Here is a 22,204-nt window from a genome sequence, read left to right on the forward strand (position 1 = left end):
TCCGTGGAATCCAAGAGGTGGGGGATCAACCGGTCAAGGCGCCGCCCAGGGTCGGCTCCCCCGCGGTGGAGATGCCGAAGGCGGTGGGGCCGTAGTTCGCGGCGCCGGACGTGGTGATGCCGGAGGCGGAGCCCTTCAGGAAGGTGATGAGGCCGTCGCCGTCGTTCTCGCCGTCGGTTCCGGCCAGGAGGTCCGCCTTGCCGTCGCCCGTGACGTCGGTGAGGAGCACGGCCGTGCCGAAGAAGTCGTTGTACTCGGCGGAGCCGGGAATGCCGGGGGTGTCCTGGGTGTACGTCACCGGGGACGCGAGGCCGTCTGCGCCGCCGTAGTAGACGAGGACCGCGCCGTTGACCGTGGTGACGCTGGAGTCCTCCGGGTTGCCTACGGCCAGGTCGGGGTAGCCGTCGCCGTTGATGTCGCCGAGGGAGGGGCGGCCGGTCCCGGAGTCGGGGATGTCGGCCTTGCTCGCGATGCCCGTCGCGCTGCCGTACGAGATGACGCCCGTGCCGAAGGACCAGTCGCCGTCGGTCGTGTTCTCGGTCTGGCCCACGACGATGTCGCCGTAGCCGTCCTTGTTCAGGTCGCCGGCGGTGGTCTGCCACCCGTACGGGAGCTCCACCTTCTGCGTGGGGGCCGAACTGGTGCCGTAGTAGAGGAAGTTGCGGTCCAGGTACTTCTCGGAGCTCAACTTCTTGTGGCCGCCGACGATCAAGTCCGTCTTGCCGTCGCCGTTGATCTTCCCTGCGGTCAGGCGCAGTGCGCCGCCCGTGGTCGTGAACGACGTGGTGAAGGAGACCTTCGAGCCGGTGGCCCCCGCCCTGGTGAAGCCACCCTTGATGATCCACTGGGTGGTGCCGGTCGCACCGACGGCGAGGTCGGCCTTGCCGTCGCCGGTGAAGTCGCCGATCGCGAGGGACTGGCCCCAACGGTCGTGCCCGGTGGCGGCGGGATCCTTGACCGTCGTGGCGCCGCTCAGGCCGCTCGACGAACCCCAGACGATCACGACGGTCCCGCCGTCCACGTCGTCGCCGACCTGCTCGTACGGCGTGCCGACCGCGAGGTCGCTGTAGCCGTCGTTGTTGAGGTCTCCCACGGCCAGCGCGTCGCCGAAGAAGTCGTTGTCCTCGGCGGTGCCGGGGATGCCCGAGGTGCTCTGGGTGATCGACGTCTTGCGGCCGATGCCGGTGGACGAACCGTACGCGATGCCTACCGCCCCGGCCCACGACGTGTTGCCGGGCGAGGCCTGGGGCGTACCGGCGGCGGCGTCCTGGTATCCGTCGCCGTTGAAATCGCCGATGAGGTGGGAGGGCGCGCCGGAGGCCGTGGTGGCGGGCAGGGCGGTGAGCAGGCCGGTCGTCAGGGTCGCGGCCAGCAGGAGGGTGCGCTTGCGCAAGGCGGGGGCTCCAACGCTTCAAGAACAGAGGGGAAGCCGGGCCCGTGTGCACGGGCCCGGCGGGCAGCGAGCGGGGCTCAGTCGGCGAAGAGGGCGCCGAACTCCGGGGTGCCCGACGTCGAGACGCCCGAGGTGCTCGGAGAGATGGTGCGGCTGCCGCTCGTGGTGATCGTCGTGCCGTTGGAGGGCAGGTAGGTCACCGCGCCGTTGGCGCTGTTCTCGTACGAGCCGACGAGCAGGTCGGCCTTGCCGTCACCGGTGACGTCGTCGAGCTTGACGTCCGCGCCGAAGAGGTCGCTCTTCTCGTCGTTGCCGGGGACGCCCGCGGTGCTCTGGGCGAAGGACTGAACGCCGGAGGAGACCTTGACGCCGCTCGCGGAGCCGTACAGGACGGTGACCATGCCCGTGTTGCTGACGCCGTCGATGTCCTCGTCCGGGGCGCTGACGACGAGGTCCTGGAAGCCGTCGCCGTTGATGTCGCCCATGTCCAGGTCCCAGCCGAAGGCGTCGCCCTTCTCCGAGGTGCCGGGCACGTTGCCGGTGTTCTGGGTGATGCCGGAGGTGCCGGCCGGGCCGGACGCGGAGCCGTAGGTGATGTTCACCTTGCCGCCGTTGGCGGCGTCCGGGACGGGCGTGCCGTTGTCGGTGGTGCTGTCCCAGCCCGCGCCGCTGACGATGTCGCCGTAGCCGTCGCCGTTGATGTCGCCGATGGCCGTGATGATGCCGGGCTTGAGGGCCTGGGCGGACGCGACGTTCAGGCCGCTCGCCGTGCCGGGCACGAAGTAGTTGGTGTTCCAGCCGTAGTCGGTCTGGGTCTCGAAGCCGTCGACGATCAGGTCGGTGCGGCCGTCGCCGTTGACGTCACCGGCGGTGAGGCTCATCGGGCCGAAGGGGGAGTCGTTGGTGCCCGGCTGGATCGGCGGCTTGATCGTGGTGCGGCCGCCCGGCGTACCGCTGGTGCTGAAGCCGCCCTTGTACACGTAGATCGTGTTCGACGAGCTGCCGACGGCCAGGTCGGTCTTGCCGTCGCCGTCGAAGTCGCCGGCGGCCAGGTCCTTGCCCCAGTAGTCGTGCGAGGAGGCGGCCGGGTCGGGCACGTCGATGCTCTTGCCGGTGAGGCCGCTCGCGGAGCCCCAGAGGATGGCGAGCGCACCGCCGTTGGTGTCGGTGCCGACCTTCTCGTACGGGGAGGCCACGGCGAGGTCGTCGTAACCGTCGCCGTTGAAGTCCGCGTACGCCGTCTCGGCGCTGAAGCCGTCGCCGGCCTCGGCGGTGCCCGGGACGCCGGTGGTGTTCTGGCTGATCGTCGAGCGCTTGGCGGACGATACGCCGGTGGAGGTGCCGTAGAGCACCACGATCTGGCCGGCGTCGGCGTGGCCGCTGACGTAGGCACCGGGCGCCGACGCGGCGACGTCACCGATGCCGTCGCCGTTGAAGTCGGCCTTCGCCGTCTTGAACGAGTCCGCGGCGGTCGCCGTCGCGGCCGAGAAGGTGAGCAGACCGCCCGTCAGCGCGGCCGCGGTGGCCGTCGCGAGGGCGACTCGCAGGTGGGACCGGTGGTGCGGGTACTGCTTGTGCATGCGGGGTTCTCCTGCGGCATGCGGGGATGCTGGCGGGCATCCACAGTCGATGGGGTGCGGACCGTCCGTGTTTGCCGGGAGTTGTCCTCGGGTTCATGGTTGGTCGGCGATCAGGAGACCATCGCTGGGGCTCAAGGGTTGTACGTGAGTTCGGTAAATTCTCGTGGCTGGTGGGGCGCCGGGCCGGAGCTCGACGCCCCACAAAAGAGCCGCCTTCGGCAGGTCAGCCGATGAGGCCGGTGCCGAAGGCGCCGTAGGTGCGGGACAGGCCGAACGTGCCCGGGCCGAAGGAGCGGGCGCCCGCGGTGCTGACGCCGCCCGCGCCGCCGCGCAGCGTGGTGATCGCACCGACGCCCTCGTCCTCGAAGCCGGCGGCGATGGTGAAGTCGGCGTGGCCGTCCTTGTTGACGTCCGACAGAAGGACGTCGGAGCCGAAGTAGTCCATGGACTCGGGGGAGCCGGGGACGTTGTAGGTGTCCTGCGAGATCGCGCGGCCGCTCCTGAGCCCGTAGCCGGTCAGCACCACCGTGGAGCCGGTGTCCTTGTTCGGGCCGATGTCCTCGAAGGGCACGCCGATGGCGAGTTCGCCGTAGCCGTCGCCGGTGACGTCACTGATGGAGACCGAGGCGCCGAAGCCGTCCCCGGCCTCGTCGGCACCGGGAACACCCTCGGAGTCCTGGGTGAGTTGAGCCATCGGGATGTCGCCGTTGATCGGGCCGCCTTCGGAACCGCGGATGACGACGACCTTGCCGCCGGGGCTGCCCTCGTGACCCTGCTCCTTGGTGAAGACGTTGCCGAGGGCGATCTCGTCGTAGCCGTCGCCGTTGATGTCACCGAGCGCGATGGAGGTGCCACCGTTCAGCGGGCGCGGCACGGAGGTCTCCAGGCCGGAGGAGGTGCCGAGGTACGCGACGCCCTTGGTCCAGTCGCCCGAGCCGTCCGAGTTGAGGGCGGTGCGGTAGGTGAGGACGAGGTCGGCCTTCTTGTCGCCGTTGGTGTCGCCCGCCGCCATGGCGTCGATGCCGTATTTAGCCTTGTCGGGCAGGCCGATCTTCTGCGTGCCGCCGGTCGTGCCGGTGGTGGTGAAGCGGCCCTTGACGACGTACGCGTGCGAGGCGCTGGTGCCGACGGCCAGGTCGGCCTTGCCATCGCCGTTGAAGTCGCCGGCGGCCAGCCCGTTGCCCCACTCGTCGTGCGCCGAGGCGGCGGGGTCCTTGACCGTGGTGCCGTTCTTGATGCCGCTCGACGAGCCCCAGAGCACCGTGACGGAGCCGCCGTCGGTGTCCGAACCGACGTCCTCGCCCGGGGCGCCGACCGCGAGGTCGGTGTAGCCGTCGCCGTTCAGGTCGCCCACGGTGAGCGCCTCGCCGAAGAAGTCCTCCTCCTCGGCGGTGCCGGGCACGCCCGTGGTGTTCTGGCTGACGACCGTGCGCTTGGCGGGGTTGAGGCCGGTGGAGCTGCCGTAGACCACGGCCACATAGCCGGCCAGGCCCTTGTCGCCGACCTTCGCGTACGGCGCGGCGAACGCGACGTCGCCGTAGCCGTCGCCGTTGAAGTCCGCCCGGTAGGAGCGGGCAGCGCTCGCGGCGGTCGCCGGTGCGGCCGCGCACGTGAGCAGACCGCCCGTCAGCGCGGCGGCGGTGGCCGTAGCGAGGGCGAGTCGCAGATGGTTCTTGGGCATGCGGGGTTCTCCTGAGGGGCGCATCGGTCGGCGGTCAGGAGACCTTTGGTGGTGCGCAAGGGTTGTGCGTACGTTCGACGGATCTTTGAGGTTTCTGTGAAGAGAGAGGCCTACGGGACCAGGAACTCCGAGCTGGAGAAGGTGACCGACGGCTTCGACGCCAACAACCCCTTCTTCACGCCCGGATAGACGGCGATGGTGTCCTTCGTCTCGCCCCGGTACGCCCGCACGGCCAGGTCCGCCCGCCCGTCCCCGTCGAAGTCGCCGACCGCCACCACCCGCGTGGTGCCCTGTGCGGGCGGCTCGACGGTCACCATGCCCGCGGCCGACAGTCCCGTCGTACGGCCCCGGAACACATGCAGCCGCGAGCCGCTGGAGACCAGCTCGCTCAGCCCGTCCCCGTCGAAGTCCCCGGCGTCGAGCACCGAACCGGGGGAGGCGAGGCTGCCGCGTCCGGCGGTCGGCAGGTCGTAGCGCACGGCCGTCGCGCCCATCGCGCCGATCGCCGCGTCCAGCGCCCTGCCCTTGCCGAAGCGGCCGAACGCCACGTCGATGCCGGCCGGCAGGACGACCCCCGTGCGGGCGGGGCCGTCCGGTCCGCCGAGTACCACGGCCGACTTGCCCGTGCCCTCCGCCGTACGGACGAGCAGGTCGTCGTATCCGTCGCGGTTCACGTCGGCGGCCGGACCCGTGGGGACCTCGCCCGGCGACGGGATCGGCGCACCGGCCTTGCGCGGGGCGCCCTTGCGGCTGAACGGGCCGCGCAGATAGCTGAGTCGGCCCGCCGAGGCGTGCACCACCAGGTCCTCGGCACCGTCGCCGTCGAAGTCGCCGCACACGGGCTGGTCGGCCCAGTCGTTCCCGAAACGCGCCTGGGCGGGGACGTCGAGCTTGACCGCCCTGCCGGTGAGGCCCTTCGGGGAGCCGAAGAGGATCTGGAGGGGGACCGGTGGCTGCCCCTGCCCGTCGTACGGCGGGTCCGTCGACACGACCAGATCCGTGAAGCCGTCCTTGTCGAGGTCGCAGCTCGCCTCCGCGTCGAAGACGGCGGGGAGTTGGCCCTTGGTGGGGGCGGCCTGCTTCTTCGGGCTCAGCAACTGCCGGGCGCCGGGCGTGAGTCCGTGCGCGCCGCCGTAGACGATGCCGATGCCCGCGTCGTCCGCGTGGCTCTGCTCCTTGACGAGGTCGCCCAGAACCAGGTCGCGGTGCCCGTCACCGTTGAAGTCGTCGGCGACCTTGCTGCCCTTGCCCTGGGGTATGGGGAGTTGGGCCGGGGCGTTCGCGACGTGTGCCGGGGTGCGCTTGGCCGTCCCGGAGTTCGTGCCGGGGCCGCAGGCGGCGAGAAGGCTGCCCCCGAGGGCGCATACCGCCAGGGCTGCCGCCACCCGCGTACCCGCTCTTCGCCCGCTCACCGCGCACCTCACCCGCCCCGGAGACAACAACGCGGGTCATCATGCACGTGTTCGAGCGGGGGGTTAAGGGGTGGGACGTGCGGGATGGGTCACGCGGGGGTCTGGACCCCGGCCTGCGTCCAGCCCTACTCGGAGGGCTCGGGCGGCTGCTCGGTGACGAACGAGCCGAGGCCCGGCTCGGTGTACGTCAGCCCGCTCCCGGACACCCGGCCGGGTGAACTCCGCTTTCTCGCCGAGCGCCTGGCCGAGGTCCTCCATGACGCACTGCGCGTCGCGGAGAGCCGCGGACTCCGGCTGGACCGGTTGCACTTGAACGGACCCGTGGGAACGGCGACGCCCCCTGCCCGGAAGGGGCAGGGGGCGTCGGAAGGTACGAGCCGGCCGGTTACTTCACCGGCTCCGGCTCCGGCGCGCTCTCCGAATCGGCCTCACCCGCCGGAGGCTCTTCGTCGACCGGCGTCCTGACGGAGTCGAGCAGCAGCTGGGCCACGTCCACGACCTGGATGGACTCCTTGGCCTTGCCGTCGTTCTTCTTGCCGTTGACCGAGTCGGTCAGCATGACGAGGCAGAACGGGCAGGCGGTGGAGACGATGTCCGGGTTGAGGCTGAGGGCCTCGTCCACGCGCTCGTTGTTGATGCGCTTGCCGATGCGCTCCTCCATCCACATCCGCGCACCACCGGCGCCGCAGCAGAAGCCGCGCTCCTTGTGGCGGTGCATCTCCTGCTGGCGCAGGCCCGGGACGGCGGACATGATCTCGCGCGGCGGCGTGTAGACCTTGTTGTGACGGCCCAGGTAGCAGGGGTCGTGGTAGGTGATGAGCCCGTCGACCGGGGTCACCGGGAGCAGCTTGCCCTCGTCGATGAGGTGCTGGAGCAGCTGCGTGTGGTGGATGACCTCGTAGTCACCGCCGAGCTGCGGGTACTCGTTGGCGATGGTGTTGAAGCAGTGCGGGCAGGTGGAGACGATCTTCTTCGAGGACTTCGGCTTCTTGGTGCTCTCGTCCTCGTCGTCCTCACCGAACGCCATGTTCAGCGCGGCCACGTTCTCCATGCCGAGCTCCTGGAACAGGGGCTCGTTGCCGAGGCGGCGGGCGGAGTCACCGGTGCACTTCTCGTCGCCGCCCATGATCGCGAACTTGACGCCCGCGATGTGCAGCAGCTCCGCGAAGGCCTTGGTGGTCTTCTTGGCGCGGTCTTCCAGGGCGCCCGCGCAGCCGACCCAGTACAGGTAGTCGACCTCGGACAGGTCCTCGATGTCCTTGCCGACGACCGGCACCTCGAAGTCGACTTCCTTCGTCCACTCCAGGCGCTGCTTCTTGGCCAGGCCCCAGGGGTTGCCCTTCTTCTCCAGGTTCTTGAGCATCGTGCCCGCCTCGGACGGGAACGCGCTCTCGATCATCACCTGGTAGCGGCGCATGTCGACGATGTGGTCGATGTGCTCGATGTCGACCGGGCACTGCTCGACACAGGCGCCGCAGGTGGTGCAGGACCACAGGACGTCGGGGTCGATGACGCCGTTCTCCTCGACGGTGCCGATGAGGGGGCGCTCGGCTTCCGCCAGGGCGGCGGCGGGGACGTCCTTCAGCTGCTCCTCGGACGCCTTCTCCTCGCCCTCCATGGTCTTGCCGCCACCGGCGAGCAGGTAGGGCGCCTTGGCGTGCGCGTGGTCGCGCAGCGACATGATCAGCAGCTTGGGGGAGAGCGGCTTGCCGGTGTTCCAGGCGGGGCACTGCGACTGGCAGCGGCCGCACTCGGTGCAGGTGGAGAAGTCCAGCAGTCCCTTCCAGGAGAACTGCTCGACCTGGCTGACACCGAAGACGTCGTCCTCACCGGGGTCGGTGAAGTCGATCGGCTTGCCGCCGGAGGTCATGGGCTGGAGCGCGCCGAGCGCGGTCTCACCGGTCGCGTTCCGCTTGAACCAGATGTTCGGGAAGGCCAGGAAGCGGTGCCAGGCGACGCCCATGTTCGTGTTGAGCGAGACCGTGATCATCCAGATCATGGTCGTGCCCAGCTTGATCATGGCGGTGAAGTAGACGAGGTTCTGCAGCGTGCCGAGGCCCAGGCCCTTGAAGGCGAGGATCAGCGGGTACGACGCGAAGTACGCGGCCTCGAAGTGGTCCACGTGGTGCAGCGCGCCCTCAAGGCCGCGCAGCACGTAGATCGCCAGGCCGATGGTGAGGATGACGTACTCGACGAAGTACGCCTGGCCCATCTTGGAGCCCGCGAACCGCGACTTGCGGCCAGGCCGCGAGGGCAGGTTCAGCAGCCGGATGGCCATCAGGACGACGATCCCGATGGTCGTCATCGCGGCGATGAACTCGATGTACAGCTCGTACGGCAGGAAGCCGCCGATGAACGGCAGCGTCCAGTCGGCCTGGAACAGCTGGCCGTACGCGGTGATGATCGTCGGCGGCAGCGTCAGGAAGCCGACGGCCACGAACCAGTGGGCGAAGCCGACGATGCCCCAGCGGTTCATCCGCGTGTGGCCGAGGAACTCCCTGACCAGCGTCACACTGCGCTGGTAGGGGTTGTCCGTCCGGGCTCCGGCGGGTACGGGTTGGCCGAGCTTGAAATACCGGACGAACTGGCCGATGGCGCGTGCGAGCAGCGCAACGCCGACCACGGTCAGGACCAGCGACACGATGATCGCGGCGAGTTGCATTTGGGGGCTCCTCGGGCCTGCGAGGTGTTGCTTCGAGTATGACCTCGAAGGTGATTACTAAGCGGTAACTTATGCAGTCCGTCTGAGACTACCCACTTCTAGCGCCGCACTGTAGCCAGGAGTGCGGTGATCTGCGTCGCTGAGGGTTGCCTGAGCGGGGGCGCGTCGTTCTCGCAGGCGGGGTCAGAGGAGGGGCTTGAGGACGAGTTCCCGTACCGGGTGGGTTCTCGCCTGTACGTCCCGCTTGCGTACGTCCGCGAGCTTGCGGGCGACAACGCAGGCCGCGGTCGCCAGGACGATGACCCCGATCGCCGCGAGCACGCCCCAGGGCTCCATGACCGCGACGAAGGAGTAGACGCCCGCGGCGGGGACGAGACCGAGGGTGGCCAGGGCCCAGCGGCCCTCACGTTCGTCGTCGGTGATCGCGAAGAGCAGCGTCGGGCCGCTCATGATGCCGAGTTCGGCGAGCACCCAGTGGTTGGTGAGGATGCCGTGGCCGATGAGGACGAGCCAGGCGATCGTGATCTGGGCGAGGGCGGCCGCGGCCGGCCACCCGGGGCCCCAGGGGCGGTCTCCGGTGGCGGCTTCGAAGGCGCGCCAGGCGGCGAGGCCGGAGAAGGCAAGGCAGATCAGCAGGATGAAGCGGTAGTGGGGGCTCGTGTTGTAGTCGAAGGACCTGTCGTCGCGGGTGGGTTCGGTGTGCCGGGGGAGCGCGTCCCAGCTCTGCGTCCCAGCGAAGGCGGGCTGGCGCAGGAGTGTCCTGATGGCCGCCAAGCGCACGGAGGCGGGGAGGAGGGACAGGAGCGCCGACCGGCGTGGGGACAGCCCGGCCGCGGAGAGGGCGGCGGTGGCGTACGGCAGCGCCGACGGTTCCGTCTCCGCGGCCTCGCTCAGAGCCTGGGCGAGGTCGAGAGCGCTGAGGTCGGCCGATGGCGTGGACCGCCCGGGACCACGTGACTCCACGTTCCGGGCGTACCAGTCCGCTGCTGCCTCTGGAGCGTCCCCCGCCCTTGAGAAGGGTTCGACGCTGGGCAGAGGGCTGTCATCGATGACGACGAGCGCGGCGATGATCCGCGGATCGGGCGGCGGCAGATCCGGCAGTCCCGCGAAGGCAGCGGCCTCCGCCCCGTTGATGATCGCGGCGATCCTCCCGGCGATCTTGGCCAGCGCGTCGTCGGGCCCCTGCGTGAAGGGCCGCCAGACCCAGTCCAGGTACTGCGCCTCCTCGGGCCGTACCTGTGCGGTGCGCAGCTCGGCGGCGATCTCCGGGACGGTGATCAGTTCGCCGAGGTGGAAGGCGCACATGAGCAGCGTCTCGGGGGACCGGTCGTGCCAGAGCAGGTGGTTCAGGGCGAGCGCGGCCTTGGGCGTGCGGATGGACCACAGCTGGCGGACGGCCTGGGGGTACTCGGCGGCCTTGTACGCGAACAGCGGCACCGCGAGGTCCCCCATCAGGGGCAGAGCACGCCAGGCGGGGTTGACCGGCTGGGCCGTCGAAGCCAGCATGGCGGCGGCCATGGGCAGATTGGTGGCCGCCAGCGCGTGGGCCGCGGCGTCGGCGTGAGGCCGGCTCTCCGGCGCGGCGACCAGCTCCGCCGGGTTCGAGCGAAGCGTTTCCGTCAGGAAGTTGAATACCCGTATGCCGTGCTGTCGACGGTCCCCGGCGACCAGCCCGAACGCGGCGATCACCTGCTCGTCGGCATCACCCCTGCGGAGCCTGCTGGTGAAGTGCTCGAGCACCTGCTCCGCCAGCCGGTCGTCGACGGTGCTGGCGTCCGCCAGACACTGAAACGCCAACACCCGGTCCCGTCCGAAAACCGCCCGCACCACCTCCGTCGAGTCCCGCGGCTCCACCCCGCACCACAGCCGTACGGCCTCCCGCCAGGCTGCCGGGTCCCCCTCGTACCGCCGCAGCAGTCCCGCCGGATCGGCCGCGAGGGCCACGGCCGCCAGGTACTCCTGCAACGTCAGGTGGGCGAACTGGTACCGCTCGCCGTTGTCCACGGCCAGCAGCAGTCCGCTGCGCTCCACGATCTCCTTCAGCACGTCCTCGGCGACGGCCGGATCGCGCCCCTGCTGCTGCAGCACGCGCCGCGTGGTCCGCAGTACCTCGCTCTCCGGGAGTGCCAGCCGGTCGTGCGTCCCCGACGGAATGTCCTGGGCCGCCAGGGCGAGTTGTTGGAGCACCGCCTTCTTCAGGGGCAGCGAGAACTTCGGCTGGCGGCGGCGGTCGATCAGGAGACTGTCGATGACCTCCTTGTAGAACTCCGCCCGCGTGTGCGGCAGCACCTGTTCCGTGCCCGCGTACACGAAGTCGTAGAGGTACGCGATCATCGTCAGCAGCAGCGGATTGCGGGCCAGCGCCATGATCTGCGGGGTGTCCCGGAGCGCGCCCAGCACCTGGTCGACGGTGTCCTCTGCCGTGCCCACCCGCCACGGCCACCCGTTCAGGAAGCGGCGGATGAGGTGCTCGTCGAAGTCACGCACGCGCAGGGTCTGACCCACGTCGTCGGCGAACCAGCCGTCGTACACCGCGACGCGGCACGTCACCACGGTCCTGCAGTCGGGGTATGTCGCGATGAAGTCCTTGATCTGGTCCACCGCCCGGGGCCGCAGCTCGGTCGTCACCTCGTCCAGGCCGTCGAAGTAGAGGGCGAGTTCGCCCCGCTCCAGCGCCCGCGCCACCCACTTGTCCGCCCGCGGGAACTCGTGCCGCTCGAAGTGGCGCACGATGTGCTGCTCCAGGCCCAGCTCCGGCTCCTTGTTCAGCCGGTGCAGTTCGAGGAGTACGGGGATGTCCCGACGGTCCCGCAGATTGACACGGAGGGCGCGCAGACCGGTCCGGGCCATCCGGTCTGCGCGGTCCTCCCCGCCGCGCACCCGGATGCGCTGCCGTGCCCACATCAGCGCCTCGTGCCGCAGCAGCATCGTCTTGCCCGAGCCCGGCACGCCGAGCACCACGCTGTGCGGCTCGTCGCGCAGGTTCGCCGCCAGCTCCCCGAGAGCGCCCTCGGCGCGGGCGCTGCGCAGGGGGACGTACACCTGCTCCATCGGGAGCTTGAGGTCGTCGTCCACCTGGAAGGAGACCGCGAAGCGGCGGTGCCTGAGGTACAGCGCGCGCGTGTACTTGGCCAGCGCGGTCCTGCGCAGCAGCGCGCTGCCGGCGAGCCGTGCGTACAGGAAGTCGAGCAGGAGTTTCGCCTTGCCGCCGAGCCAGTCCTTGGCGGCGGTCGCGGCCACTCCGAGCACAATCCCGGCGAGTCCGATGGGCCAGGCACGCAGTACGTTCCCCACCGGATCCCCCGTGTTCCCTCCGGCGCCATGCTTCCAGGGGAGGCAGGGTACGTCCCCGGGGTATGCGGCAGCCAGGCGGCTTCCGGCCATGTGCGGCCATGGGATGCACGGCGTGACACGTAAAGCAGATCGTGTTATTCATCCCATATTGGGGTGTTCGGGCTTAGCCTCAAGGGCGTGTTGTACGGAATCGCCGCCGCCACGGCCGCACTGCTGCTCACCGCCGCGCTCAGTTCGCTGCTGCGGATGTTCGCCCTGCGCCTCGGGGTGGTCGAGCGCCGGCGTGTGCGGCCGGTTCCGCTGCTCGGCGGGGTGGCCGTCGTCACCGGGACGGCGTTCGTGGCCGGGATCGTGGACTGGACGGACGTCGCCCCGCTGGGGCCGGAGGCCGGGCGGGTGCTGATGGCCGGCATCGGGGTCGCCGTGCTGGGACTGGTCAGTGATCTCTGGGCCGTGCCGCTCGCGGTGCGGGTCGCCGGCGTGCTGGGTGCCGCCGCGCTGACCGTGCCGTACGACGAACTCGGGCTGCCGGCCGGGGTGCTGGCAGTCGCCTGGATCGCCTTCGTCGTGCACGCCTTCGGCTCGCTCGATCACGCCGACGGAGTGATGGGGACCGTCGGCGTCATCACCGCCTTTGCGCTCAGCGGGTGTGCCGCCGCCGAGGTCATGGACGGGCTCGCGGCGCTGCTGAGCGTGCTGGCCGCCGCGCTCACCGGGTTCCTGATGCACGGGTGGCCGCCGGCCCGGATCGTGCCGGGGCGGTGCGGTGCGCTGTTCGCCGGGTTCGTGCTGGCCTCGGCGGTCGTGCTGGTGCAGGCCGGGCGGGAGGCCGGGCCCGGGCTCGGGGGCGGGTTCGCGCTGACGGCGGTGGCCAGTGCCGATGCCGTACTCGTGCTCGTGTCGCGGCGGCGCGCCGGGCGGCCGCCGCTGCGGTCCGCGCCGGACCATCTCGTGCACCGGCTGCGGCGGGTCGGGCTGACCCGGCAGGGGGTCACGGTCGTCATCGGGGTCGCCGCGTTCGCCGGGGCGGTGGTGGGATTGCTCATCGACCTGGGGTGGGTGGGGGCGGGTGCGGCATGGTGGGTGGTGGGGTGCGTCGCGCTCGTCGTGGTCGCGGGCGGCGCGCGTCCGGTTCCTCGTCCCCGCCGCCCCTACCCGTTCCCGTCCCCTCAGCGCTCCGCCCCCAGATCCGGACCCCCGTATCGGCCTGCACGGCCTCGTCCTCCAGCGCCGGACGGGCTGATGGGTGCCGGCCGGGGCTGAAATCCTCAACCCCAGGCGGCAAAGCTCCAGTTCAGACCCCTCTTGCGCGTAAGGAACAGATAAGAGTTGAGCCCCCCCGACTCAGGTCTGTTGACCCAGCGGCGGGCGTCATGCACACTTGAGTCCGTTCCACTCAAGTCATTGCTGGAGGAATCGAAATGGCACGTGCGGTCGGCATCGACCTGGGCACGACTAACTCCGTCGTCAGCGTTCTGGAGGGCGGCGAGCCCACCGTCATCACCAACGCCGAGGGCGCCAGGACCACGCCGTCCGTCGTCGCCTTCGCCAAGAACGGTGAGGTGCTCGTCGGCGAGGTCGCCAAGCGCCAGGCGGTCACGAACGTGGACCGGACCATCCGCTCGGTGAAGCGTCACATGGGTACGGACTGGAAGATCGAGCTCGACGGGAAGCACTTCAACCCGCAGCAGATGAGCGCCTTCATCCTGCAGAAGCTGAAGCGCGACGCCGAGGCCTACCTGGGCGAGAAGGTCACGGACGCGGTCATCACCGTTCCCGCGTACTTCAACGACTCCGAGCGTCAGGCGACGAAGGAGGCCGGCGAGATCGCCGGCCTGAACGTGCTGCGCATCGTCAACGAGCCGACGGCCGCCGCCCTGGCCTACGGTCTCGACAAGGACGACCAGACCATCCTCGTCTTCGACCTCGGTGGCGGCACCTTCGACGTGTCCCTGCTGGAGATCGGCGACGGCGTCGTCGAGGTGAAGGCCACCAACGGTGACAACCACCTCGGTGGTGACGACTGGGACCAGCGTGTCGTCGACTACCTGGTGAAGCAGTTCCAGAGCGGCCACGGCGTGGACCTCTCCAAGGACAAGATGGCCCTCCAGCGCCTCCGTGAGGCCGCCGAGAAGGCCAAGATCGAGCTGTCCTCGTCCACCGAGACCTCGATCAACCTGCCCTACATCACGGCGTCCGCCGAGGGCCCGCTGCACCTGGACGAGAAGCTCACGCGCGCCCAGTTCCAGCAGCTCACCGCCGACCTTCTGGAGCGCTGCAAGACGCCGTTCCACAACGTCATCAAGGACGCGGGCATCAACCTCTCCGAGATCGACCACGTCGTTCTCGTCGGTGGCTCCACCCGTATGCCGGCCGTCGCCGAGCTCGTGCGCGAGCTGACCGGTGGCAAGGACGCCAACAAGGGCGTCAACCCGGACGAGGTCGTCGCCATCGGCGCCGCCCTCCAGGCCGGTGTCCTCAAGGGTGAGGTCAAGGACGTCCTGCTCCTCGACGTGACCCCGCTGTCCCTCGGTATCGAGACCAAGGGCGGCATCATGACGAAGCTCATCGAGCGGAACACGACGATCCCGACCAAGCGGTCCGAGATCTTCACCACCGCCGAGGACAACCAGCCCTCCGTGCAGATCCAGGTCTACCAGGGCGAGCGCGAGATCGCGGCGTACAACAAGAAGCTCGGGATGTTCGAGCTGACCGGTCTGCCGCCGGCCCCGCGCGGTGTCCCGCAGATCGAGGTCGCCTTCGACATCGACGCCAACGGCATCATGCACGTGACCGCGAAGGACCTCGGCACGGGCAAGGAGCAGAAGATGACCGTCACCGGCGGCTCCTCGCTGCCGAAGGACGAGGTCGACCGGATGCGCCAGGAGGCCGAGAAGTACGCGGAGGAGGACCACGCCCGCCGCGAGGCCGCCGAGACCCGCAACCAGGGCGAGCAGCTCGTCTACCAGACGGAGAAGTTCCTCAAGGACAACGAGGACAAGGTCCCCGGCGAGGTCAAGACCGAGGTCGAGGCGTCCGTCGAGGAGCTGAAGGCCGCGCTCAAGGGCGAGGACACCGCCGAGATCCGTACGGCCACCGAGAAGGTCGCCGCCGTCTCGCAGAAGCTGGGCCAGGCGATGTACGCCGACGCCCAGGCCGCGCAGGCCGCGGGCGGCGACGCTCCCGGTGCCGAGGCCCCGAAGGCCGACGACGACGTCGTCGACGCCGAGATCGTCGACGAGGAGCGTAAGGACGGTGCCGCGTGACGGAGGAGACCCCGGGCTTCGAGGAGAAGCCCGACGTCCCCTCCGGCGCCACCTCTGACGACGCCGAGCCGCAGACCGCCACCTCCTCTTCGGAGGGGGCGGCGGCCCCGGACGGGGACGCAGCAGCACAGTTGGTCGGCCTGACGGCCCAGCTGGACCAGGCGCGCACGGCGCTCAACGAGCGCACGGCGGACCTCCAGCGGCTCCAGGCCGAGTTCCAGAACTACCGCCGTCGGGTCGAGCGCGACCGGATCGCGGTCAAGGAGATCGCCATCGCGAACCTCCTGACCGAGCTCCTGCCCGTGCTCGACAACATCGCCCGTGCACGGGACCACGGCGAACTGGTCGGCGGCTTCAAGTCGGTGGCCGAGTCGCTGGAGACCGTCGCGGCGAAGATGGGGCTGCAGCAGTTCGGCAAGGAGGGCGAGCCCTTCGACCCGACGATCCACGAGGCCCTGATGCACTCGTACGCGCCCGACGTCACCGAGACGACGTGCGTGGCGATTCTGCAGCCGGGGTATCGCATCGGCGAGCGCACCATCCGTCCCGCGCGGGTGGCCGTCGCCGAGCCCCAGCCGGGGGCGCAGACCGTCAAGGCCGACGAGGCCGAGGCGGCCGACGACAAGGAGAGCGGTGGCCCGGACGAGGGCTGACGTTGAACGCACAAGAGAGGAGGGACGCTGAGGATGAGCACCAAGGACTTCATCGAGAAGGACTTCTACAAGGTCCTCGGCGTCCCCAAGGACGCCACCGAGGCTGAGATCAAGAAGGCGTACCGGAAGCTCGCCCGCGAGTTCCACCCGGACGCCAACAAGGGCAACGCCAAGGCCGAGGAGCGCTTCAAGGAGATCTCCGAGGCCAACGACGTGCTCGGCGACCCCAAGAAGCGCAAGGAGTACGACGAGGCACGCGCCCTCTTCGGCAACGGCGGCTTCCGTCCGGGTCCCGGCGCCGGCGGCGGCTCCTTCAACTTCGACCTGGGCGACCTCTTCGGAGGCGGCGCCCAGGGACAGGGCGCGGGAGGCGGCTTCGGCGGCGGCATCGGGGATGTCTTCGGGGGCCTGTTCAACCGCGGCGGCGCGACCACCGGCACTCGTACGCAGCCCCGGCGCGGCCAGGACATCGACACCGAGGTGACGCTGAGCTTCACCGAGGCGGTGGACGGCGCGACGGTTCCGCTGCGGATGACGTCGCAGGCGCCCTGCAAGGCGTGCTCCGGGACCGGCGACGCGAACGGCACCCCTCGGGTGTGCCCGACGTGCGTCGGCACCGGCCAGGTCGCCCGTGGCTCGGGCGGCGGATTCTCCCTGACCGACCCCTGCCCGGACTGCAAGGGCCGTGGTCTGATCGCGGAGAACCCGTGCGAGATCTGCAAGGGCAGCGGCCGCGCCAAGTCGTCGCGCACGATGCAGGTCCGCATCCCGGCGGGGGTGAGCGACGGCCAGCGGATTCGCCTCCGCGGCAAGGGCGCACCCGGCGAACGGGGCGGCCCGGCGGGCGACTTGTACGTCACCGTCCATGTGGACGCCCACCCGGTCTTCGGCCGCAAGGGCGACAACCTCACCGTCACCGTGCCCGTCACCTTCGCGGAGGCGGCTCTCGGCGGCGAGGTGCGTGTGCCGACGCTGGGCGGACCGCCGGTCACCCTGAAGCTGCCGCCGGGCACGCCCAACGGCCGGACGATGCGGGCCCGCGGCAAGGGTGCGGTCCGCAAGGACGGCACCCGGGGCGATCTCCTCGTCACCGTCGAGGTCGCGGTCCCCACGGACATGTCGGGCAAGGCTCGTGACGCCCTGGAGGCGTATCGCGAGGCGACCGCGGGTGAGGACCCGCGGGCGGAGCTGTTCCAGGCCGCGAAGGGAGCTTGAGGGTGATGGACGGCCGTCGACGCAACCCGTACGAACTGACCGAGGAAACCCCGGTCTACGTCATCTCGGTGGCGGCCCAACTCTCCGGCCTGCACCCGCAGACCCTGCGTCAGTACGACCGCCTCGGCCTGGTCTCCCCCGACCGCACCGCCGGGCGGGGCCGGCGCTACTCGGCCCGCGACATCGAACTGCTGCGCACCGTCCAGCAGTTGTCGCAGGACGAGGGCATCAACCTGGCCGGCATCAAGCGCATCATCGAACTGGAGAACCAGGTCGCCGCGCTCCAGTCCCGCGTGGCGGAACTGGAATCGGCCCTGGACGGCGCGGCAGCCGCCATGCAGCAACGCGAGGCGGCCGTCCACGCCTCGTACCGCCGCGACCTGGTCCCGTACCAGGAGGTCCAGCAGACGAGCGCGCTGGTGGTGTGGCGGCCGAAGCGGCAGCAGTCCTCGGACTGACGCGCTCGCGCACGTGAAAGGGGCCCGGAGGTTTCCAACCTCCGGGCCCCTTCGCGTTGTTCAGGAGGCCGGCGGCACGGCCACGCCCACGAGGACCGGTTGCGAGATGCTGCCGTCGTCGCGCACACCGACGACCTGGTACCACAGGGTCGTTCCGGTGGGGACGTCGTGGTCGTAGATCGTGGTGTACTCCGATTCGGGCAGTGCGTCGAAGGTCCCGGTCTGCGGGTTCCAGCGGGAGAATCGGGCACTGCTGTAGGTCTCCGTGCCCGCGGGTGACCACATGCCCACCTGCACCGTGCCGGGGCTCCAGACTGTCGCCCAGGCCATGTGGGTGGCCCCGGCGGGAGTCTGCACCGTGGGCCTCAGATCCCTCTCGGTGGTGTGGGCCGTGGCGCCCTCACCGGCGTTGCCGGCGAAGTCGACGGCCCGTACGACGTAGCAGAACTTCTCGCCGTCCGCGAGGTTGACGTCCTGGTACGAGGTGGCGTCCGCGTCGGCCCAGCCGATGTGCACGGGGTCGGAGCAGCCGACGGAGTCGCCGTCGACGACGGTCGTGCCCCGCAGCACGGAGTAGCGGTCGAGATCGGCGTCGGCCACCGGTTCCCATGTCACGACCGTGCCCCAGTCCGCGGAGGCCGCGGTCGCGGAGGCCGGCGCCGCGGGACCCTGCGCGTCAGTGCCGGTGGTGGCCGCCGCCTCGGTGCTCCGAATCGATTCCGTGCCGGTCCTGTCGTAGCCGGTGACCACATAGCGGTAGGCGATGCCCGTGCCCGCCGAGTAGTCCGTGCACAGGTGCTGGACGGTGCCGTCGGCGAGGGTGCGCTTGTACGGGTCGCAGCGGTCGGTCACCTCGGCCCATCCGGCGCTCGCGCCGCCGTACCGGTAGATCCGGAAGTCCGCGTAGTCCCCGCCGGTCTCCTCGTCCACTCGCCAGGTCAGGGTGACCGCGCTGCGCTGCGGAAACGCCTGGACGTTCGCGGGGGCGGCCACTAGGCGCCGCGCGGCCTTGAGGGGGGTGTAGGCGGTGATCCGGCCGCTGGCGTCGACCGCCGCGACCCGGTACTCGTACGCGGCGGAGCGTGCCACGCCGGTGTCGGTCAGCGAGGTGCCGGTGGGCAACCAGTAGATGCCGGGTTCGCCCTCGGCCACGCGGACCACGCGGTAGCGGGCGGCGCCGGGCACCGCATTCCAGGAGAGGGCGATGCCCTTGTCGGTGCCGGTGGCGGCGAAGCCGGTCGGGTGGTCACGGCGAAACTGGGCACGGTGGCGCGTGCGGTCTCCGCCGAGAAGTTCCCGGCCTTGTCGTACGCCCTGACGAGGTACTCGTACTTGTCCCCGGTGGCGGGCGGGACGTCGGTGTACGAGGTGGTGGTCGCCGAGGTCAGCTGCCGCCAGGCTCCGCTGCCGCCACCTGCCGGTAGACGCGGTATCCGGCGAGGTCCATCTCGACGTTCTTCGACCAGGTCAGCTTGGTCTGCTGGGTGGCGGCCGTGTACGTGGCGGCGAGGCCGGCCGGGGCCAGCGGCGCGGTCTTGTCGTAGGTGGCCGAAGTCCGCGGCGCGTAAGTGAACTTGACCGTGGCGGAGCCGGTCCAGTTGACGTAGTCGACGCGCAGGGTGTGCTTGCCGGACGGGATGGTGATGTTGACGGTCTTCTTCACCGTCGACGACACGTTCTTCCAGAGGTCGACCTTGCGGCTGCCGTCGAGGTAGACGCGGAGGCCGTCCTGGGTCGCGAGGGGGAGGGCGAAGGGGCCGCCGGATCCGAAGTCGCGGGTCACTGTCCAGCGGACGCCGAAGTTGTTGGACGGCAGGCCCGAAGCCGGGGCGCCGGTGCCCCAGTTCTGGTCGATCGTGCCGTCGCAGTCCGTTTTCTTCGCTGTGCCCGAGAAGGTGGTGTTCGCGAAGAACTCCCGTTTGTAGACGGGAGATGCGCAATTCGTCGCCGCGGACGCGGGGATGACGGTCGCGGTGAGCAGACCGCCGGCGGTGGCGAGCACGAGGGCGCAGGAGAGCGCCGCGGTCGTGCCTCTGGCTGGGTTCAATGCGTTCCTTCGGGAGTCCTGATCGTCAACGGCGGGCAAAACCGTTGACGATCAGGACTCCTGAGCAGGGGAGTTGGTTGTACGACGGTGGATCACAGAAGGTGAAGCCATGGGGATTGCTGGAAGACGGGGCGTACCCTCTTCCCATCGTGTTCACTTGGGGAACACGGAACGCTGTTGCCATCTCGTTAAGTGGTTAGTCCTTGACGCTGAGGTGATCGCCGCGTTGGCTTTCAGCCACCTGGGTCGCAATGCTGCAACCTCGCCCGGAAGGCACCTGATGTGAACACTCGTAACACCCGTCTGCGTCGCACCGTCATATCCCTGGCCTCGTCCGCCATGGCCGTCACCCTCGCCGGCTGCGGTGTCGTGGACGGAATCGGCGGCAGCGACACCAAGGCCAGCCCCACGAAGGGCGACGACATCAAGGTGGGCCTGCTCCTCCCGGAGAGGGAAAACACCCGTTACGAGAAGTTCGACTACCGCATCATCAAGGAGCAGGTCGAGAAGCTCACCAGCAACAAGGGCAAGGTCGTCTACGCCAACGCCGAGCAGGACGCGGCCAAGCAGAACACCCAGCTCCAGCAGATGGTGGACGACAAGGTCGACGTCATCCTCGTGGACGCGGTGGACTCCCAGGCCATCGCGAGCGGCGTGCAGAAGGCCAAGGACGCGGGCATTCCCGTCATCGCCTACGACCGCCTGGCGCAGGGCCCGATCGACGCGTACATCTCCTTCGACAACGAACTCGTCGGCGAGGTCCAGGGCAAGGAGCTCGTCGGGGCGCTGGGCAGCAACTCGTCCTCGAAGAAGATCATCATGATGAACGGCGCGACCACCGACCCGAACGCCGCGCAGTTCAAGGCGGGCGCCCTCTCCGAGCTCGACAACAAGGTCGTCATCGCCAAGTCCTACGACACCAAGGACTGGAACCCGGTCAACGCCAAGGCCAACATGGAGAAGGCGATCGCCGCGGTCGGTCTCAACAACATCGCCGGTGTCTACTCCGCCAACGACGGCCTCGCGGGCGCCGTCATCGACGCTCTGAAGACCGCGGGCGTCAGCTCCGTGCCGCCTGTCACCGGCCAGGACGCCGAGCTCGACGCGGTGCAGCGCATCCTCAAGGGCGACCAGTTCATGAGCGTGTACAAGTCGTACCCGCAGGAGGCCACCGCGGCCGCCGAGATGGCCGTGGCGAGGGTCCAGGGCCGCTCGATCGAGTTCGACGCCCTCACCCGCGACAAGGTCAACAGCCCGACGAACAAGGACATTCCGGCCCAGCTCGTGCCCGTGGTCGCGCTCAAGAAGGGCAACATCAAGGACACGGTGATCCCCGACAGCATCTACACCGTCCAGCAGATCTGCACGGCCAGCTACAAGGCGGCGTGCCGCGCGAACGGCATCAAGTAGGACGCGGACGCAGTGCCGGTGAACCGTTCGCGGTTCACCGGTGTCTCAGAGGGTGACCGAACGTCGTGTCGAACGTCGTACCCCTGTCGTCCCCCTGGAGGCGCCCCGTGGCCATGATCGGCCTGTTCTGGATCACCGAGGAGAGCGTGTACCTCGGTGCAGAGCCCGAGGGGTTCGGGCGCGGCGTCCGGCTCACCCCCGAGGGGATCGAGGCCGTGGGCACGGACCAGAAGGGGTTCTGGGCCTGGCCGGACGTGCGCGACGTCAGCGTCCACTACGCCCCGGTGCGTTCGAGCACCCGGTGGCTGGTGAACAGCGTGGTGGACACGGTCCTCGACGTGGCGTTGGGCGGCGGCGAGGCCCCGCCCGCGTTCGAGATCCACGTCCGCACGGACGAGGAGAAGGCCGAGCTGACCGTGTACTGCGCCGCCGTCGGGGGCTATGTGCAGTCCGAGTACGAGCTGTCGCTGGAGCTGTTGGAACGGTTCGTGGACGGTACGGCGGACGTGGCACGGCTGGTGGAGTGGGGCCGCGCCGACGGCGGCGGCGCGACACCGTGGCGGCCGGCCCGGGAGGCGCTCCTCAGGAGCTGGGTCGCGGGCTGACACGCCGCTGGTGCGTGCCCGGGGTGTACCCGAAGGCGCGTCGGAACACGTCGAGGGCGGCCCCCCGGCCACCCCCGGTACACCCCCTTGTGCGGGGTCACGTCGTCGTGGTCGCGGCGCCGCCCGACCACGACGTGGGACTCGTCGGCGCGGGTGCTGTTGGTGGGGTCGTAGCCGGTCCGGTCGCCCGCCCAGTACTCGATCCAGGCGTGGCTCTGGCCGGCGAAGGCGTAGGTCACACCCCGGTCGGTGAAGGCCCGCGCCATCTGGTCGGCCCGGAACCGCAGTTCACCCGGCTCGATCGGCTGCAGCGCCGCCAGCGCCGGCTCATAGGCGGTCCTGACCTCACCGGGCCGCTCAAACATCTCGTGCCACGCATCGGCCAACGCGTACGCGTCACATATGTCCGCCATGAGCTGACGTCAAGTGCGGTACGTAACATGCCGATCACTCGGTGATTTCCGGCAGCTCACGCGGCCCTTCGCCGTGCGCCGCCGCACGCGGGGCCCTGGCCGAAAAAAGGGGGGT

15 protein-coding genes and 2 pseudogenes are annotated in these 22,204 nt (G+C 69.9%); 7 read left to right on the forward strand and 10 right to left on the reverse strand.

What is annotated here, in order from left to right; all coding sequences use genetic code 11:
- Positions 1-25: 25 nt before the first annotated feature.
- From ACZ4RZ_RS41220 to ACZ4RZ_RS41245, 6 genes are all read right to left on the reverse strand, one after another.
- A complete protein-coding gene (locus ACZ4RZ_RS41220; protein ID WP_467752641.1) occupies positions 26-1,393 on the reverse strand; it encodes an FG-GAP-like repeat-containing protein in 1,368 nt (455 codons plus the stop codon).
- Between the two features lie 77 nt (positions 1,394-1,470).
- On the reverse strand, positions 1,471-2,973 hold the full coding sequence (locus ACZ4RZ_RS41225; RefSeq protein ID WP_467752642.1) for an FG-GAP and VCBS repeat-containing protein: 1,503 nt from the start codon (positions 2,971-2,973) through the stop codon (positions 1,471-1,473).
- Positions 2,974-3,196: 223 nt separating this feature from the next.
- Complete coding sequence (locus ACZ4RZ_RS41230; RefSeq protein ID WP_467752644.1) at positions 3,197-4,654, reverse strand: FG-GAP-like repeat-containing protein; 1,458 nt, start codon at positions 4,652-4,654, stop codon at positions 3,197-3,199.
- A 110-nt stretch (positions 4,655-4,764) separates the two neighbouring features.
- The gene (locus tag ACZ4RZ_RS41235) at positions 4,765-6,066 is read right to left on the reverse strand and encodes an FG-GAP repeat domain-containing protein (RefSeq protein WP_467752645.1); all 1,302 of its coding nucleotides are present in this window, start codon (positions 6,064-6,066) and stop codon (positions 4,765-4,767) included.
- Positions 6,067-6,451: 385 nt separating this feature from the next.
- Positions 6,452-8,728 carry a (Fe-S)-binding protein gene (locus ACZ4RZ_RS41240; protein WP_467752647.1) on the reverse strand — a complete coding sequence of 759 codons (2,277 nt, stop codon included), beginning with the start codon at positions 8,726-8,728 and terminating at the stop codon, positions 6,452-6,454.
- A 183-nt stretch (positions 8,729-8,911) separates the two neighbouring features.
- Positions 8,912-12,022, reverse strand: coding sequence for an NACHT domain-containing protein (locus ACZ4RZ_RS41245; RefSeq protein ID WP_467752648.1), 3,111 nt, complete (start codon positions 12,020-12,022; stop codon positions 8,912-8,914).
- Positions 12,023-12,199: 177 nt separating this feature from the next.
- On the opposite strand from ACZ4RZ_RS41245, the gene ACZ4RZ_RS41250 reads away from it, so the two are divergent.
- From ACZ4RZ_RS41250 to ACZ4RZ_RS41270, 5 genes are all read left to right on the forward strand, one after another.
- The gene (locus ACZ4RZ_RS41250) at positions 12,200-13,285 is read left to right on the forward strand and encodes an MraY family glycosyltransferase (protein WP_467752650.1); all 1,086 of its coding nucleotides are present in this window, start codon (positions 12,200-12,202) and stop codon (positions 13,283-13,285) included.
- Positions 13,286-13,443: 158 nt separating this feature from the next.
- Positions 13,444-15,288 (forward strand): molecular chaperone DnaK, encoded by a 1,845-nt coding sequence (dnaK, locus tag ACZ4RZ_RS41255; RefSeq protein WP_467752651.1) that lies wholly within the window; start codon positions 13,444-13,446, stop codon positions 15,286-15,288.
- A complete protein-coding gene (gene grpE / locus ACZ4RZ_RS41260; protein ID WP_467752652.1) occupies positions 15,285-15,941 on the forward strand; it encodes a nucleotide exchange factor GrpE in 657 nt (218 codons plus the stop codon). The genes dnaK and grpE overlap by 4 nt, the downstream gene beginning before the upstream one ends.
- A gap of 33 nt (positions 15,942-15,974) precedes the next feature.
- The gene (gene dnaJ, locus ACZ4RZ_RS41265; RefSeq protein WP_467752654.1) at positions 15,975-17,156 is read left to right on the forward strand and encodes a molecular chaperone DnaJ; all 1,182 of its coding nucleotides are present in this window, start codon (positions 15,975-15,977) and stop codon (positions 17,154-17,156) included.
- 5 nt (positions 17,157-17,161) lie between these two features.
- Positions 17,162-17,614 (forward strand): heat shock protein transcriptional repressor HspR, encoded by a 453-nt coding sequence (locus ACZ4RZ_RS41270; RefSeq protein ID WP_067028953.1) that lies wholly within the window; start codon positions 17,162-17,164, stop codon positions 17,612-17,614.
- A 60-nt stretch (positions 17,615-17,674) separates the two neighbouring features.
- On the opposite strand, the gene ACZ4RZ_RS41275 is transcribed toward ACZ4RZ_RS41270, so the two are convergent.
- Both ACZ4RZ_RS41275 and ACZ4RZ_RS41280 read right to left on the reverse strand, forming a co-directional pair.
- Complete coding sequence (locus tag ACZ4RZ_RS41275) at positions 17,675-18,799, reverse strand: fibronectin type III domain-containing protein (protein WP_467752657.1); 1,125 nt, start codon at positions 18,797-18,799, stop codon at positions 17,675-17,677.
- Between the two features lie 199 nt (positions 18,800-18,998).
- Positions 18,999-19,661: a PA14 domain-containing protein gene (locus tag ACZ4RZ_RS41280; RefSeq protein ID WP_467752659.1), complete on the reverse strand. Its 663-nt coding sequence runs from the start codon at positions 19,659-19,661 to the stop codon at positions 18,999-19,001.
- Positions 19,662-19,943: 282 nt separating this feature from the next.
- Between ACZ4RZ_RS41280 and ACZ4RZ_RS41285 the strand changes: the two genes are divergently transcribed.
- Together ACZ4RZ_RS41285 and ACZ4RZ_RS41290 are read left to right on the forward strand one after the other, a co-directional pair.
- Entirely contained in the window at positions 19,944-21,071 is a 1,128-nt protein-coding gene (locus ACZ4RZ_RS41285) for a sugar ABC transporter substrate-binding protein (RefSeq protein ID WP_467752661.1), read from the forward strand.
- Between the two features lie 113 nt (positions 21,072-21,184).
- Positions 21,185-21,676 (forward strand): hypothetical protein, encoded by a 492-nt coding sequence (locus tag ACZ4RZ_RS41290; protein WP_467752759.1) that lies wholly within the window; start codon positions 21,185-21,187, stop codon positions 21,674-21,676.
- A 53-nt stretch (positions 21,677-21,729) separates the two neighbouring features.
- On the opposite strand, the pseudogene ACZ4RZ_RS41295 reads toward ACZ4RZ_RS41290, so the two are convergent.
- Positions 21,730-21,900 (reverse strand): annotated as a pseudogene (locus ACZ4RZ_RS41295) (transglutaminase family protein); the annotation flags it as partial.
- Positions 21,880-22,089, reverse strand: a pseudogene (locus ACZ4RZ_RS41300) (circularly permuted type 2 ATP-grasp protein); the annotation flags it as partial. The pseudogenes ACZ4RZ_RS41300 and ACZ4RZ_RS41295, both read right to left, overlap by 21 nt.
- Positions 22,090-22,204 lie beyond the last annotated feature (115 nt).

This window comes from Streptomyces sp. NPDC027189, from assembly GCF_055566975.1.

Coding starts and splice junctions, on each gene's coding strand:
- ACZ4RZ_RS41225 (WP_467752642.1), bottom strand. CDS start 2,973: ATGCACAAGCAGTACCCGCACCACCGGTCCCACCTGCGAGTCGCCCTC.
- ACZ4RZ_RS41230 (WP_467752644.1), bottom strand. CDS start 4,654: ATGCCCAAGAACCATCTGCGACTCGCCCTCGCTACGGCCACCGCCGCC.
- ACZ4RZ_RS41240 (WP_467752647.1), bottom strand. CDS start 8,728: ATGCAACTCGCCGCGATCATCGTGTCGCTGGTCCTGACCGTGGTCGGC.
- dnaK (WP_467752651.1), top strand. CDS start 13,444: ATGGCACGTGCGGTCGGCATCGACCTGGGCACGACTAACTCCGTCGTC.
- dnaJ (WP_467752654.1), top strand. CDS start 15,975: ATGAGCACCAAGGACTTCATCGAGAAGGACTTCTACAAGGTCCTCGGC.
- ACZ4RZ_RS41270 (WP_067028953.1), top strand. CDS start 17,162: ATGGACGGCCGTCGACGCAACCCGTACGAACTGACCGAGGAAACCCCG.
- ACZ4RZ_RS41290 (WP_467752759.1), top strand. CDS start 21,185: ATGATCGGCCTGTTCTGGATCACCGAGGAGAGCGTGTACCTCGGTGCA.